The 12,493-nt window shown below is 70.6% G+C and carries 16 protein-coding genes; 7 read left to right on the top strand and 9 right to left on the bottom strand.

The window, feature by feature from the left end:
• On the top strand, window positions 1-140 hold a 140-nt coding region (locus AB4030_RS20430), incomplete at its 5' end, for an integrase core domain-containing protein (protein WP_442280715.1).
• 10 nt (window positions 141-150) lie between these two features.
• Here the strand turns inward: AB4030_RS20430 and AB4030_RS20425 are convergent.
• From AB4030_RS20425 to AB4030_RS20405, 5 genes are all read right to left on the bottom strand, one after another.
• Window positions 151-510: a DUF6176 family protein gene (locus tag AB4030_RS20425; RefSeq protein ID WP_442281031.1), complete on the bottom strand. Its 360-nt coding sequence runs from the start codon at window positions 508-510 to the stop codon at window positions 151-153.
• 148 nt (window positions 511-658) lie between these two features.
• On the bottom strand, window positions 659-1,288 hold the full coding sequence (locus AB4030_RS20420; RefSeq protein ID WP_442281030.1) for an aminodeoxychorismate/anthranilate synthase component II: 630 nt from the start codon (window positions 1,286-1,288) through the stop codon (window positions 659-661).
• Between the two features lie 6 nt (window positions 1,289-1,294).
• On the bottom strand, window positions 1,295-1,486 hold the full coding sequence (locus tag AB4030_RS20415) for a hypothetical protein (protein WP_442281029.1): 192 nt from the start codon (window positions 1,484-1,486) through the stop codon (window positions 1,295-1,297).
• Between the two features lie 3 nt (window positions 1,487-1,489).
• On the bottom strand, window positions 1,490-2,191 hold the full coding sequence (locus AB4030_RS20410; RefSeq protein ID WP_442281028.1) for a class E sortase: 702 nt from the start codon (window positions 2,189-2,191) through the stop codon (window positions 1,490-1,492).
• A 19-nt stretch (window positions 2,192-2,210) separates the two neighbouring features.
• Window positions 2,211-3,050, bottom strand: a complete 840-nt coding sequence (locus tag AB4030_RS20405) for a DUF881 domain-containing protein (RefSeq protein ID WP_442281027.1) — start codon at window positions 3,048-3,050, stop codon at window positions 2,211-2,213.
• Window positions 3,051-3,273: 223 nt separating this feature from the next.
• On the opposite strand from AB4030_RS20405, the gene AB4030_RS20400 reads away from it, so the two are divergent.
• Complete coding sequence (locus AB4030_RS20400) at window positions 3,274-3,525, top strand: cell division protein CrgA (RefSeq protein ID WP_056750107.1); 252 nt, start codon at window positions 3,274-3,276, stop codon at window positions 3,523-3,525.
• Between the two features lie 239 nt (window positions 3,526-3,764).
• Here the strand turns inward: AB4030_RS20400 and AB4030_RS20395 are convergent, their stop codons facing one another.
• From AB4030_RS20395 to AB4030_RS20385, 3 genes are all read right to left on the bottom strand, one after another.
• The gene (locus AB4030_RS20395; RefSeq protein ID WP_442281026.1) at window positions 3,765-4,349 is read right to left on the bottom strand and encodes an AAA family ATPase; all 585 of its coding nucleotides are present in this window, start codon (window positions 4,347-4,349) and stop codon (window positions 3,765-3,767) included.
• Window positions 4,350-4,356: 7 nt separating this feature from the next.
• On the bottom strand, window positions 4,357-5,307 hold the full coding sequence (locus tag AB4030_RS20390; protein WP_442281025.1) for a rhomboid family intramembrane serine protease: 951 nt from the start codon (window positions 5,305-5,307) through the stop codon (window positions 4,357-4,359).
• Between the two features lie 79 nt (window positions 5,308-5,386).
• Window positions 5,387-5,905 (bottom strand): peptidylprolyl isomerase, encoded by a 519-nt coding sequence (locus tag AB4030_RS20385; protein WP_442281024.1) that lies wholly within the window; start codon window positions 5,903-5,905, stop codon window positions 5,387-5,389.
• A 174-nt stretch (window positions 5,906-6,079) separates the two neighbouring features.
• Here AB4030_RS20385 and AB4030_RS20380 point away from each other — a divergent pair, with 174 nt between their 5' ends.
• The 5 genes from AB4030_RS20380 (at window position 6,080) to AB4030_RS20360 (ending at window position 11,767) form a co-directional block, all read left to right on the top strand.
• Window positions 6,080-6,571, top strand: a complete 492-nt coding sequence (locus AB4030_RS20380) for an antitoxin (RefSeq protein WP_442281023.1) — start codon at window positions 6,080-6,082, stop codon at window positions 6,569-6,571.
• Window positions 6,572-6,694: 123 nt separating this feature from the next.
• A complete protein-coding gene (locus AB4030_RS20375) occupies window positions 6,695-7,741 on the top strand; it encodes a hypothetical protein (RefSeq protein ID WP_442281022.1) in 1,047 nt (348 codons plus the stop codon).
• A gap of 479 nt (window positions 7,742-8,220) precedes the next feature.
• Window positions 8,221-8,697 (top strand): hypothetical protein, encoded by a 477-nt coding sequence (locus AB4030_RS20370; protein WP_442281021.1) that lies wholly within the window; start codon window positions 8,221-8,223, stop codon window positions 8,695-8,697.
• Between the two features lie 334 nt (window positions 8,698-9,031).
• Window positions 9,032-9,424, top strand: a complete 393-nt coding sequence (locus tag AB4030_RS20365; protein WP_442281020.1) for a hypothetical protein — start codon at window positions 9,032-9,034, stop codon at window positions 9,422-9,424.
• 24 nt (window positions 9,425-9,448) lie between these two features.
• Complete coding sequence (locus AB4030_RS20360; protein ID WP_442281019.1) at window positions 9,449-11,767, top strand: caspase family protein; 2,319 nt, start codon at window positions 9,449-9,451, stop codon at window positions 11,765-11,767.
• On the opposite strand, the gene AB4030_RS20355 is transcribed toward AB4030_RS20360, so the two are convergent.
• Window positions 11,754-12,467, bottom strand: a complete 714-nt coding sequence (locus AB4030_RS20355; RefSeq protein ID WP_442281018.1) for a LamG-like jellyroll fold domain-containing protein — start codon at window positions 12,465-12,467, stop codon at window positions 11,754-11,756. The genes AB4030_RS20360 and AB4030_RS20355 overlap by 14 nt on opposite strands.
• Window positions 12,468-12,493 lie beyond the last annotated feature (26 nt).

Here is a 12,493-nt window from a genome sequence, read left to right as displayed (position 1 = left end):
GGGCCTACCGCCAGGTCTTCACCAGCAACGACGAGCGAGCCTCCGCCCTTGCACCCTGGCTGCATGAGTACAACACTCGACGACGCCACACCGCCCTGAAAGGCCTCCCCCCGATCAGCCGTCTGTCACCAACGTCGTGACCGGGTACATCTAGGTCTCCTCTTCGGGCGTCATGGCTGACGCGACTTGGTCCTGCACGAGGTGGACACGTGGACGAAGACTGACGGGTATTGCGGACTCGTCGACGCACTCACGGAAGTACTCCAGGTGGCGACGGTCCATCCAGTGCTCGGACTCCTCGACGCGCCTACCGCCGGGCCCTTGCACGGTGTACCAGAAGAGGTAGTCGACCCCATCAACGGTGTCGCAGAAGATGGACTCGACGTACATCCGCTCCGGCTGCAAGGTCTCGAGCGCCGCATCGTGGTTGGCCTCGATCCAGGCCATCCACTCGTCGACCAGGGCCCTCTTGCCGTGCCGGATCGGGAACCTAGTCAGCTGCACGCGCATAGCGCGATCGTGCCTGACGCGGCCGTCTGGTGCATTGACTGCCGGTCTCGTGTTCGCAGACGACTTCGCCGTTGCGCTGGGGATGGGCTACTGCAACGTTTCTCCCGTCCGGGAGGGCCCTTCGTCGTGTGCCGGGTCGCGGGGTGGGTCAGACAGCGGCGGTCACGAGCGGGCTGAGCCCGACCGACCGCTCGACGGCGCGGACGTCGCCGCACATCGCGAGGAAGTTCGCGAGCATCCGGTGCCCGCCCTCGGTGAGGACGCTCTCGGGGTGGAACTGGACGCCGTGCAGGGGCAGGTCGCGGTGGCGCACCGCCATGACGAGACCGGAGTCGGTGTGACCGGTGACGAGCAGCTCGCCCGGGAGGGTCTTGGGGTCGATCGTCAGCGAGTGGTAGCGCGTCGCCGTGAACGGGCTGGGCAGCCCAGCCAGGACGCCCGTGCCGTCGTGGTGCACGAGCGAGGTCTTGCCGTGCAGCAGCTCGGGCGCCCGCCCCACCGTGGCACCAGCGAAGACGCCCAGGGCCTGGTGACCGAGGCACACCCCGAACATCGGCTTGGCCAGCCGGGCGCACTCGGCGATGATCTCGAGCGAGACCCCCGCGTCCTCGGGCGCGCCGGGTCCGGGGGAGACGAGCACCCCGTCGTAGGCAGCCGCATCCGACGCGGGGACGGCGTCGTTGCGCACGACGGTGCAGTCGGCGCCGAGCTGCTCGAGATAGCCGACGATGGTGTAGACGAAGCTGTCGTAGTTGTCGACGACGAGGATGCGGGTCATGCGGGCCTACTTCTGCGTGCTGACGGTGTGCGGGCTGGGCTGACCCTGGACCGTGACGTCCTCGAAGGGCAGGAGCGGGGCGACCGCGGGGAACACCCAGCCGAACAGGATCACCACGGTAGCGGCGAAGAGCACCAACGCGGACAGGGACTTCGCGAGGCGGCCACCGGGGAGTCGGCGCCAGAGGGCGGCATACATCGGTCAGAGGTCCTTCGGCGTGGTCAGGTAGGCGGCAGGCAGGCCCTGGGCGCGCGGGATGGTGGTCTCGAGCTTGGAGAAGACGATGTAGCGGGAGGTGTTGCCCCACCGGGGGCTGCACGTCGTCAGCGTGAACCAACGCTCGGTCGGCTTCACCCCCGGGCGCTCCGGCACGGGCGCGACGACGTCGGAGCGGTCCGGCGCGACGATCTCGTGCCGGACGACGCGGTAGACGTTGTAGGCACTCTTCGTCTCGAGGACGAGGACGTCGCCGGGGCGGATGAGGTCGACGTCGAGCAGCGGGTTGCCGTGCCCCGAGCGGTGACCGGCGATGCCGATGTTGCCGACGGCACCCGGCAGGGCCGTGCCGGGGTAGCGGCCCATCCCGTCGGCGAGGACGTCGGCGCCGACCCCCTCGCGCACGGGCTTGGCCCAGTCGCCACCGAGCCGCGGGATGCGCAGCACCGCGAAGAGCTCACCCGGCTTCGGCTGCGTCTCGGCGGGGGTAACGGCCGGTGCGTGCCCGGCGGAGGGCGAGGGCGGCGGGGCGGCGAAGCTGCGTTCGAGACCGCTGACCGCATCGGCCTGACCCGCATCCTGCACGTGGGCCTGCCACACGAGCAGCCAGACGACGAAGAGGCCGACGAGCAGCCCAGCGGTCAGCAACAGCTCGCCGACGGTACGGACGAGGATGCGAATGCTCATGCGGGCCTGTCGGGAGAGGTCACGGGGTGCCGGTGGTCGGCCGGATCGGGGTCGCGTACTGGAAGTCGACCGAACCCGAGTATGCCGGGAACTCGGTCGAGCCCAGGGTGTGCAGGCCGTAGCCGAGACCGACCGCGTCGACGTACTGCTTGTAGATGGTGACGGACGGGTCGGCGTCGAGGCCCCGCTCCATCCGGTCGATGTCACCGATGGCGGTGATGCGGTAGGGCGGGGAGTAGACCCGGCCCTGCAGGATCAGGGTGTTGCCGACGCAGCGGACGGCACTGGTGGCGATGACCCGCTGGTCCTGGATCATCATCGCCTCGGCGCCCGAGGTCCACAGCGCGTTGACGACGGCCTGGACGTCCTGCTGGTGCACGACGATGTCGTCCGCGGTGAAGCCGTCCGGCAGGGAGTCGGCGGTGCGCTTGGCGTCGTCGAGCGTGACCTCGAGCGCCGGGCCACGGACCTTGGTCGTCGCGGCGGTCGGGGCCAGCTCGTCGGCGGCGCGGGTCAGGCTCGAGAGGTGCTGGTCAGCCGGGGCGCTCGTCGTGCTCAGCCTCTTGACCTCCTTCTGCAGCTCGTCGAGGACACCCGCCTGCGCGGCGACGCGGGCGTCGCCGGCGATGATCAGCTGGGGAAGGTCACGGTCACCCCGCAGGTCACGGCCCTGGGCGGTCTGGAAGCTCAGCGCGAACATCACGCCGGCCGCTGCCGTGACGACGGGCACGAGCAGACGCCAGGTCAGGCGTCGCCGCAGACGGACGGGCGCGTCAGCCACGTCGGCAGGGTCGACAGGGTCGACGATGCCGGTGGCGTCCTCGCCCACGCCCTGCTCCGGCGTCTCGGCGTCCTTCATCACGGCTGACCTCGCTCGCGCGGACCGTCCGCGCCGCCACCATTGTGCCTCGTCACGGTTCGTCGACGGACCGGCGGTACGGGCAGGCGCGGCGGGCGGGCGCGGCGCGGTGGAGGCATCTCCGTGTTCTCCTCGACACCGGACGGCCGTCGTGCCTGCTCAGGCAGGGACGCCACGCGTGTCATTGGTTACCCTTGCCTCAACTCAGAGCAAGGAGAACGCAGTGCCCGAGTCCAAAGGCCGCGACCACAAGGCGACGGCATACACCCCGCCCCGCACGAGCAAGGCCGCCGAGCCCAACCCCACCTGGTGGGCGCCCGTCTTCATCACGCTGCTCGTCCTCGGGCTGCTGTGGATCGTCGTCTACTACGTGACCGAGTACAAGTACCCCATCGGGTCCATCGGGGTCTGGAACCTCGGCGTGGGCTTCGTCCTGCTCATGGGCGGGTTCATCATGACGATGCGGTGGCGCTGAGCCGCGAGGCTCACCCTGCACAGACCGCCCGACGCCGGCTGTCCACACCTGTGGACAGCCGGCGTCGTGCATGTCGGTCCACACCTGTGGATGACGGCCGTGCACAACCTCCAGCGCGCAGGTCCCCGGTTATCCACACAGTTGTCCCCAGCTGGGGATGAATGACATCTGTGTAACTACATCCACAGGCTTGTCCACAGCCCGTGGATAACCGTCTGCTGGCCTCGCCGCGAGGAGCCTCAGAGCCGCGCCAGACCGAGCTCGGTGACGATCCGCTCGGCGGTCCGGCGGGCGTCCGCGTGGTCGTTGTCGAGGCGCAGGTGACGGTGCCCCGGCAGCAGTCGCTCGCCGTCCCGCGCGGGGTCGGTGGTGAACCGGGCACGGGACTCGAGGTCGACGACATGGGCGCGGGCCCAATCGACGTCGCGCTTGCTGCGCTTGTGGTCCATCCGGTCAGCACCGCCCTCCCGGGCGAGGCGGACGTGCTGGGGTGCGCAGAGCTCGACGACGTCGACGGGGGCGCCGGCACGCTCCACGGACTCGACGAGCTCCTGCAGCTGCTCGAGCTCCCTGGGGTCGTCGAGGTCGATGGCGAAGGTGAAGACGAGGCCGGGCAGCCCGGCGACGACGGACTCGGCGATGACCTCCCGGCGGATCATCGCGTTGATCCGCCGGAACGAGGGCGTGCCGAAGTCGTAGACGCCGAGCAACGGCTCGATCGACATGTGGTTGTGGAAGAGCCGGAAGCCGGTCAGGTCGCAGACCGCCCGGCCAACCGTCATCTTGCCCACGGCCGGCGGGCCGGTGACGCAGATCAGGTGCACGGATCCGTCACCCGAAGATGCTGAGCTCGCGGATGGCCTCGGGGACGGTGAGGTACTTCCCGACGGTGACCGCGACGAGCAGCACGAGGACGGCTCCGAGGGCGGCCCACACGAGGTGGCGCACACCCTGTCGGCGGAAGGCGACGATGACGCCGGCGCAGATGACGCCGGTGACCAGCCCGCCGAGGTGGGCCTGCCACGAGATGCCGGGGTAGAAGAAGCCGAAGGCGGCGTTGATCGCGATCGTCGCGTACATCGCCGCCGAGGAACGCCCGAGGTGCCGGTTTAGCACGAGGAGCGCCCCGAAGAGCCCGAAGATGGCCCCGGAGGCACCGACGACGGGGGTCAGCCAGGCGTCGTCCAGGCCGGCACGCAGACCCGCGATCGTGGGCGAGCCGGCCATGAGCGTCACGGCCACCTGTCCGCCGATGCCGCTGATCAGGTAGAGCGCGGCGAACCGGGCGCGACCGAGCATCGGCTCGAGGTACTGCCCGAGGGACCACAGCGCGAACATGTTGAGCAGGATGTGGAAGACCGTCTGCGGGGAGTGCAGGAAGGCCGCGGTGACGAAGCGCCACGGCTCGGTCCACCCGAGGAACGGCGCGAAGGCGAAGTTCTGCGTGACGCTCGAGTTGGCGCGCTGCGCGAGGTAGACGACCGCACAGATGCCGATGATCGCGTAGGTGACGACGGGCGTGCCGTCGGTGGCCCGCCCACCGAAGACGGTGCGAGCGCTGGGCGTGGTCCGGGCGGCTTCGCGTACGCAGTCCACGCACTGGATGCCGACGGCGGCGGGCCGCTGGCACTCGGGGCACGCGGGCCGGCCGCAGCGCTGGCAGCGGACGTAGGCCTCGCGGTCGGGGTGGCGCGGGCACACGGACGGACCGGCAGCGGGCTGCGGCACTCCCGGCTCGAGCGGGGGCTGGCCGGGCTGGCCACTGGTCGGGTTGTCAGACAACGGGAGTCCCCCTGCCGGTCACGTCCGTGGGCGGTGTAGCTGTCGTGCGTTGCTGCTGTGGATCTGTCGTGCTGGAGGGTCAGTCCTCGATGGTGACCGAGTTGAGGACGACGTCCTCGAGGGGCTTGTCGTTGGCGCCGGTGGCGACGGCCCCGATCTTGTCGACGACGTCGCGCGAGGCCTGGTCGGCGACCTCGCCGAAGATCGTGTGCTTGCCCTGGAGCCAGGTGGTCGGCGCGGTGGTGATGAAGAACTGCGAGCCGTTGGTCCCCTTGCCCATGCGCTTGCCGGCGTTGGCCATGGCGAGGATGTAGGGCTTGGTGAAGTCCTTGTCGGGGCTGATCTCGTCGTCGAACGCGTAGCCGGGGCCACCGAAGCCCTGACCGATCGGGCAGCCGCCCTGGATCATGAAGTTCGGGATGATGCGGTGGAAGATCAGGCCGTCGTAGAACGGGGTCGGGTTGGTGCGCCCGGCGTCGTCCTTGTACTCCTTCTCGCCCTTGGCGAGACCGACGAAGTTCTCCACCGTCTTCGGGGCCTGGTGCTCGAAGAGGTCGATGACGATGTCACCGTGGTTCGTGTGCAGGGTTGCCTTCATGGGGCCAATCCTCGCACGACCGAGCACGTATGCCGTTCGGGCGGGTATGCGCCGTGTGACGCGGACCGCTGACGGTGCACCCACCGTTGGCCAAGGAGAAGGATCGTCCTCACAGCAGCTTGGGGACGCGACCCGATGAGCAGCCGGCCGGAGCCGGTCGAGGACGGAGTGCCGATGTCGTTTCTGGACAACCTGAAGAAGAAGGCCGAGGAGCTCGATCTCGAGACCAGGGCCAAGCAGCTGCAGGACACCGCGACGCAGGCAGCGAAGCAGGCGCGTGAGAAGGCGGGCGACTACGCCGCGCAGAACCGCGAGAAGATCGACGGCTACGTCGAGACGGCCACGACCAAGATCGACGAGAAGACCGAGGGCAAGTACGCCGACAAGGTCGCCAAGGTCAGGGAGCAGGTCGGCCGCGGCGTCGACAAGATCGCCGAGGGCCACACGTCCGGGCCGGCGCCGGTGCACGAGGGCGGTTTCGACGCGGCGGCCGGCGACCTTTCCGTGCCGACGCGGGAGGCTCTGGCCGACACGACCCTGGAGGACACCGTGCTCGGGCTCGACCACCTGCCCACCGCACCCGCCAGGCACCAGGACGCGCCCATCCCGGAGGACGCCGACACGGGTCCGCGCGGGACCCAGCCGCCACACGACGGCACGATGTGACACCCGACCCCGGCGACACGGCATACGCCGAGACTGTCGGGGTGGTCACGTTCGGGAGGTGTCCGTGCGGTACGTGGCCGAAGTTGGCAGGATGGGTAAGGACGACAGGACCTAGGAGGACGTATGTTCGGAACCAAGCAGTCCCGCACGGAGGCTGCCGTTGACCAGGCACGCTCCACGGCGGCCGACCTCGGCACCGCGGCAGGCGACCGGATCGGCTCGCTGAAAGTCAGCGCCGCCGACACCGCGAGCGATGCCGCCGCAGCCGCGAAGGACCGCGCGTATGCCGCGAGGGAGGCCGCGACGCCGGCGCTCCAGGACGCGGCCGAGACCGCGCGCGAGCGGTTCCACGACGCGGCGGCGGCCGCCAAGCCGAAGGTGGAGGCCGCGCAGTCGACGCTCGTCGAGAACGTGCTGCCCAAGGTCGGCGCGGCCATCGCGACGGCCGCCGCGGCTCTCGCCGCCGGTGCCGAGCAGGCTCGCGAGGCGGCCCAGCCGCACCTCGAGCAGGCTCGTGACGCGGCCCAGCCGCACCTCGAGCGTGCCGCCGCCCAGGCCAAGGAGTCCGCGGCCGTCGGGGGCCACCGCGCCCACGACGCCTACGCGGTGCTCAAGGGCGACGCGGTCGCGAAGCAGCGGCGCGGCAAGGGCAGGTGGCTCATCGCCATCGGCCTGAGCGCGGCCGCGGTGGCCGCCGTTGCTGCTTTCCGCAAGCAGAAGCAGGCCGACGACCCGTGGGCCACGCCACTCGACACGCGCACCGGCGCGGGCGGAACCCTCGGCTCCGACGCGGCGACGCTCAAGGACAAGGCGGCCGAGCAGGTCGGCCACGCCAAGGACGCTGTCGCCGACGCCGCGAGCAAGGCCAAGGAGAAGGGCGCCGAGATCGCCGACGCGGCCAAGGACAAGGCCGGCGACCTCGCCGCCAAGGGCCAGTCCGCGATCGCCGACGCGAAGGACCGCTCCGGCGAAGCCGTCGACGAGGCGACCGACGCCGTCGCCACCGAGGGCGAGGGTGAGGTCACGGCGGTCGACGCCGCGCCGGACTCCGACGCGATCACCTCCGAGGCGGTCGAGGGCGGCACCATCAACGGCGCCTCCACGACGGACTCCCCGCGCGGTTCGGCCCAGGCCAAGCTGGACCAGGAGCAGGGCGACAGCCAGAGCTGACGCCCCGCGCGACACAGGCGCAGGACAAAGAGGCAGGACAAAGAGAAGGACCCGGATGCCGAGGGCATCCGGGTCCTTCTCTGCTTGAGCTGGCTCGCACCGACAGGGGGACAGCGCGAGCCAGCACATGCAGAAGGGCTGGGCGCGGTTCGTGCGTGCCCAACCCTTCGCTGCAACCAGTCTAGACCCTGTCTGGCTGGTTGCGCGAGAGGCTCGATGAAGATTGCATCACATCGCGTGCCGCGAGGTGGTGCTCCACCGAGCATGGCACCCGAGCCGGTCCTGCGCCATAGGAAGTTCCCGTGGATCGGCTGTGCGTCTCTTCCAGGATCCCGCCCGCGCAGCCGCGGTGCGCTGAAACCTGCCGTCGTATTCCTCCCAATTATGAGGTTTCGTGCTGCTACGTTCACCTCGCCTGGGTCGATGCCAGCGGCCGTCTGCCCGGCCGGGCTGGACCGGGTGAGGGGCGGTACGACGCGGTGACGGACGCCGACGGCCGCTACACCATCATCGGTCTGCCCGCCGGCTCGTACACCCCCGTCGTCTACACCGACTCGCGCCGTCCCGAGCTGGCCCCCGAGTGGTCCGGTGACGCCGACAGGCTCTCCTCAGGGTCAGCGATCAGCGTCAAGGCCGCCAAGACTGCGACGATGAATGCCCAGCTCGCACCCGGTGGCACGGTGACCGGCCAGGTCGTGACCAGCTCCGGTCAAGCCGCGCCCGCGGGGCTCGAGGGTGACATTTTCGATGCGGACGGGCAGCCGGTGGGCTCGCTCTGGTGGGACGGCCACGCGCTCCACGCAAGCGCTCTGCCGAGTGGCGACTTCACCATCTGTATGCGGGACTTCGAGACCGGTCACACCTGGTGGTACGACGGTGCTTCGAACCAGACCGCGGCAACCCGACTGCACCTCGAGCGAGGCGAGACGAAGGACATCACCTTCCACCTGGGGTGACCGGCGCCGGTCCCCACCGGCCACGGCGAGCTGGTTGCGCAGCGTCGCTGAGTCACCCTCGAGCCAGCCCTCCGTCGCCTTGCCGTGCGTGTGCCCGTCGATGACGAGATCTAGAGGGCGCGCTGCGTCACTGCTCCACCCACCGGAGCACTGACGCAGCCGCCGACACCCCAACGTCAGCTCCGTCCGGTTGGGCCCACCCAACTGAACCTTGCCTTCAGGGCCCGATACAGCACGTACATGGTCGCGCGGGCCGCCGCTCCAACGCCGACCGCCCGTGGTCGCACCCGCGTACGATCGATCAGGTAGGGGTTCGGCGCCGAGAGGTGAGCCGATGGGCACGACGGTTGAGGTGCAGTTCGACGAGCGCGGGTCCGATGACGCACGCCTCGACCTGCTGCACCGACAGCTTCGCCAGCAGCTCCACGAGGTCGGTGCCCTGGAGATCCTCCCGGGGGCGGCGCCCGGTGTGCCGGTGCCCGAGAACACCCGCGGGCTCGATGTCGAGACCCTCGGCACCCTGATGGTGGCCGTGCTCGGGTCCGGAGGCCTGACCGCCCTCGTCGCCTCGGTGCGGGACTGGCTGGGACGGGGCACGCGGGACGCCCGCTCGGTGCGGATCGAGATCGCGGGGGACGTGCTCGAGCTCACCGGCGTCACGGACGACGAGCATGACCGTCTTGTCGCGCTGTTCCTGTCGCGGCACGAGGACGTGGACGCGTCATGAGCGGCGCATCATGAGCGGGGCGCCATGAGCGGGGCCACGGGCGGCGCAGCGCCGGCCAGGCGCGCCCTCATCATCGCCAACGACACCTACGACCACGCGAGCCTCAGCCAGCTGCGCGCTCCCGAGGCCGACGCGCGGGCCCTGGCCGGCGTCCTCGGGGACCCCGAGATCGGCGGCTTCGACGTGTCGATCGTGCACAACGCCGCCTCGCACGAGGTGCAGTCGCACATCGACGACCTCTTCGCGGACAGCCGTCCGGACGACCTGCTGCTGCTGCACTTCTCAGGCCACGGCCTCAAGAGCGACTCCGGCGAGCTGTTCATCGCGGCTCGGAACACGCGGCCGGACCGGCTGGGATCGACCGCGGTGCCGGCCGATTTCATCCAGCGGTGCATGCGCTCCGCCCGAGCACGCACCATCGTGCTCTTCCTCGACTGCTGCTATGGCGGCGCCTTCGGCGAGGGAGTGGCGGTCCGGGCGGCCGGCCCGGTCAACGTCATGGAGAGCTTCCCCTCAGGTCGCCTCGGCGGCGGGCGCGGGCGCGCGGTGATCAGCGCCTCGAGCGCCATGGAGTACGCGTTCGAGGGCACGACCCTGACCAGTGACCACGAGGTCCAGCCGTCGGTCTTCACCTCAGCCGTCGTCCACGGCCTGCAGACCGGCGAGGCGGACCGCGACGAGGACGGCCTCGTGTCGTTGGGTGAGCTCTACGACTACGTCTTCGACCGGGTTCAGGAGCAGAACCCCCGCCAGACGCCCGGCCGTGACGTCGAGATGTCCGGCGAGGTCTACCTGGCGAAGAGCCGCCACAAGAAGGTGCGCCCGCTGCCCATCCCCGAGGCGATCGTCGCTGCGCTGCGTGAGCCCGACCCCACCTATCGCCGGGGCGCCGTCGTCGAGCTGCGCGACCGGCTCGGGCATCCGGACCTGGGCGTCGCGCTCGGCGCTCTCGAGGCGCTCCAGGGCATCGCCCGCTCCGACACGAAGGCCGTCGCCGACGACGCGGCCGCCGTCATCGCGGGGGCGGCCCCCGGGGTCAGCCCGGCGACGCTCGACTTCGGTGAGATCGCTGCCGGGGCCGTCGCCGCCGTCGAGCGTGAGCTGCGCGTGAGCGGCGTTGCGCTCGCGCGGGAGGTGCGCGTCGACGCCGATCCTCCGCTCAGCGCCGTCGTCGAGGGACCCGTCGTGACCGTCACCTTCTCGCCGACCGACCAGCCGTATGCCGGCAGCCTCACCCTGACGAGCCCGACCGGGTCCGTCGTCGTGCCGGTCACGGCCTCCGTGGGCCGCCGGACCGGTTTCCTCGAGTCCGCACCGCCGGTGGCCGAGCGCGTGGACGAGCGCGTGGACGAGCCCGTGGACGAGCCCGTGGTCGAGCCCGCTGCCACGATCGGCTCGGATCCCACCCTGGACTCCGAGCCCGGCGGTCGCGCGCTCATCGGTCGGCGCCTGCGCCCGGTCGAGACACCACCCGAGGCTGCCGCGCCCGTGCACGAGGCCGCCGAACCGCGCGTCCGCGTCGCGTCCCCATCCCCGTCCCCATCCCCGTCCCCGTCGCCGTCCCCGTCCCCGTCCCCGTCCCCGACCACGGGTGCACCGTGGCGACGCCGGGTCGCGGGCGGCGCGGCGCTCATCGGCGGCCTGATCCTGCTGCTCAGCATGCTTGCGCCCTGGTTCGACGGCGGGACCTACTCGGACAACGCACCGGAGCAGATCCCGGCCATCGGCATCCGTGCACTGCTGGCGCTGGCCGCGGGGGTGGTGGCGTTCGTGCCCCGTGTAAGCACGCCGGTGTCCGTGGCGTTCCTCGCCTCCGCCGGCGCCGTCGCGGGTGCCGGTTCGCTGACCATGATCGGTGTGGTCCGCGACTCCGGCCTCGATCGCGTCGACGCCGGTTGGTGGCTGGCGCTCGCCGGTCAGCTCCTCGCCGGCGCGGCAGGTCTCGCGGCCGTACTGGTTGCCGCCACGAGCGCCCAGGTGCTGTTCCACCGGTTCGACCGGCGCGCCCCGGGCTCTCTCGTGGCCCTGTGCGTCGGGCTCGTCACGACCGCCCTCTTCGTCGCCTACGCCGTGTTCCTCGCTCCGGAGGTGCCCTACTGGGCAGCCGTTGCTCTCGTGTGGGGCCTGCTGACCTTGGGCGTCACCATGGCGGCGGTGCGCCTCGACGCCGCCACGGGGCGGGTCCTGCTCGGCGGCTGGGCTGTCGGCGTCCTCAGCTACTCGGTGTCGGACTGGGTCTTCCGCAACCACAGCTCGCTCGACCTCAACGTCATACCCTGGCTCGTCCTCGCAGGCGTCGCCCTTCTCGTCGCAGCTGCTTTCCTCCGGGTCAGCCGATCGTGATGGACACCTCGTCCGCGCGGCCTTGGTAGAAGTGGGTGTCGTTGGGCTTCCCACCGATGGTCAGCGAGACCGAGTTGGCGATGCTCCCGACCACTCGGGTCGCGACGGGGCCTGACTTTCCGTCGACGGTGACATAGGCCTGGGTGTCCGTGAGGTGACACTCGACCTGGTGCCAGGAGCCGTCGTTGATCCGCTTCGGTCCATAGACGCGGTTCTTGGCCCCGCCGGGAGAGTTGAACGCGCAGTCCGGGTAGCCGAACTTGTTCGCCCCCGCGGTGCCGACGATCTCCAGCTTGTACGCGCCGCCGACCGCGTTGGCCTGGCCCTTCTGCAGGACGTTGTAGTCACCGCCGGTGAGGCTGCTGGGCACCCAGAGGTAGGCCGAGACCGTCAACGGCGACAGGTAGGGGTTCAGGTCATCGGCCGACGGCACCGTGACCTTCGCGCTGGGGCCGGGGAACTCGAAGGCCGTGCCGAACTGACCGGGGACACCGGGCAGGACGTCCGCGCCGATCGCACCGTGGTGGCCTCGCCCCGAACTGTCCACCGCCACCGTGTCGCCCGGCTGCTCGTCGAGATGCCACAGCGCCACCGTTGCCGGGCCCGAGGTCCCCACCGTCGCGGCACTGACCGGAGCCCCTGCCAGCGCGACCGTCAACGTGCCAGCCGCCATGACCGGCAGCAGAATTCGTCCCATCATCGTTCCCCCCTTGACGGCGGAAGGTG

Source organism: Terrabacter sp. 2YAF2 (assembly GCF_052114705.1).
GTDB lineage: Bacteria > Actinomycetota > Actinomycetes > Actinomycetales > Dermatophilaceae > Terrabacter.
The sequence above is the reverse complement of the archived record's forward strand: the minus strand, read 5'-3'. Positions and strand labels throughout refer to the sequence as shown.

Coding starts and splice junctions, on each gene's coding strand:
- AB4030_RS20385 (WP_442281024.1), bottom strand. CDS start 5,905: ATGAAGGCAACCCTGCACACGAACCACGGTGACATCGTCATCGACCTC.
- AB4030_RS20420 (WP_442281030.1), bottom strand. CDS start 1,288: ATGACCCGCATCCTCGTCGTCGACAACTACGACAGCTTCGTCTACACC.
- AB4030_RS20365 (WP_442281020.1), top strand. CDS start 9,032: ATGGGCACGACGGTTGAGGTGCAGTTCGACGAGCGCGGGTCCGATGAC.
- AB4030_RS20360 (WP_442281019.1), top strand. CDS start 9,449: ATGAGCGGGGCCACGGGCGGCGCAGCGCCGGCCAGGCGCGCCCTCATC.
- AB4030_RS20355 (WP_442281018.1), bottom strand. CDS start 12,467: ATGATGGGACGAATTCTGCTGCCGGTCATGGCGGCTGGCACGTTGACG.
- AB4030_RS20410 (WP_442281028.1), bottom strand. CDS start 2,191: ATGAGCATTCGCATCCTCGTCCGTACCGTCGGCGAGCTGTTGCTGACC.
- AB4030_RS20375 (WP_442281022.1), top strand. CDS start 6,695: ATGTTCGGAACCAAGCAGTCCCGCACGGAGGCTGCCGTTGACCAGGCA.
- AB4030_RS20425 (WP_442281031.1), bottom strand. CDS start 510: ATGCGCGTGCAGCTGACTAGGTTCCCGATCCGGCACGGCAAGAGGGCC.
- AB4030_RS20405 (WP_442281027.1), bottom strand. CDS start 3,050: ATGAAGGACGCCGAGACGCCGGAGCAGGGCGTGGGCGAGGACGCCACC.
- AB4030_RS20380 (WP_442281023.1), top strand. CDS start 6,080: ATGTCGTTTCTGGACAACCTGAAGAAGAAGGCCGAGGAGCTCGATCTC.
- AB4030_RS20415 (WP_442281029.1), bottom strand. CDS start 1,486: ATGTATGCCGCCCTCTGGCGCCGACTCCCCGGTGGCCGCCTCGCGAAG.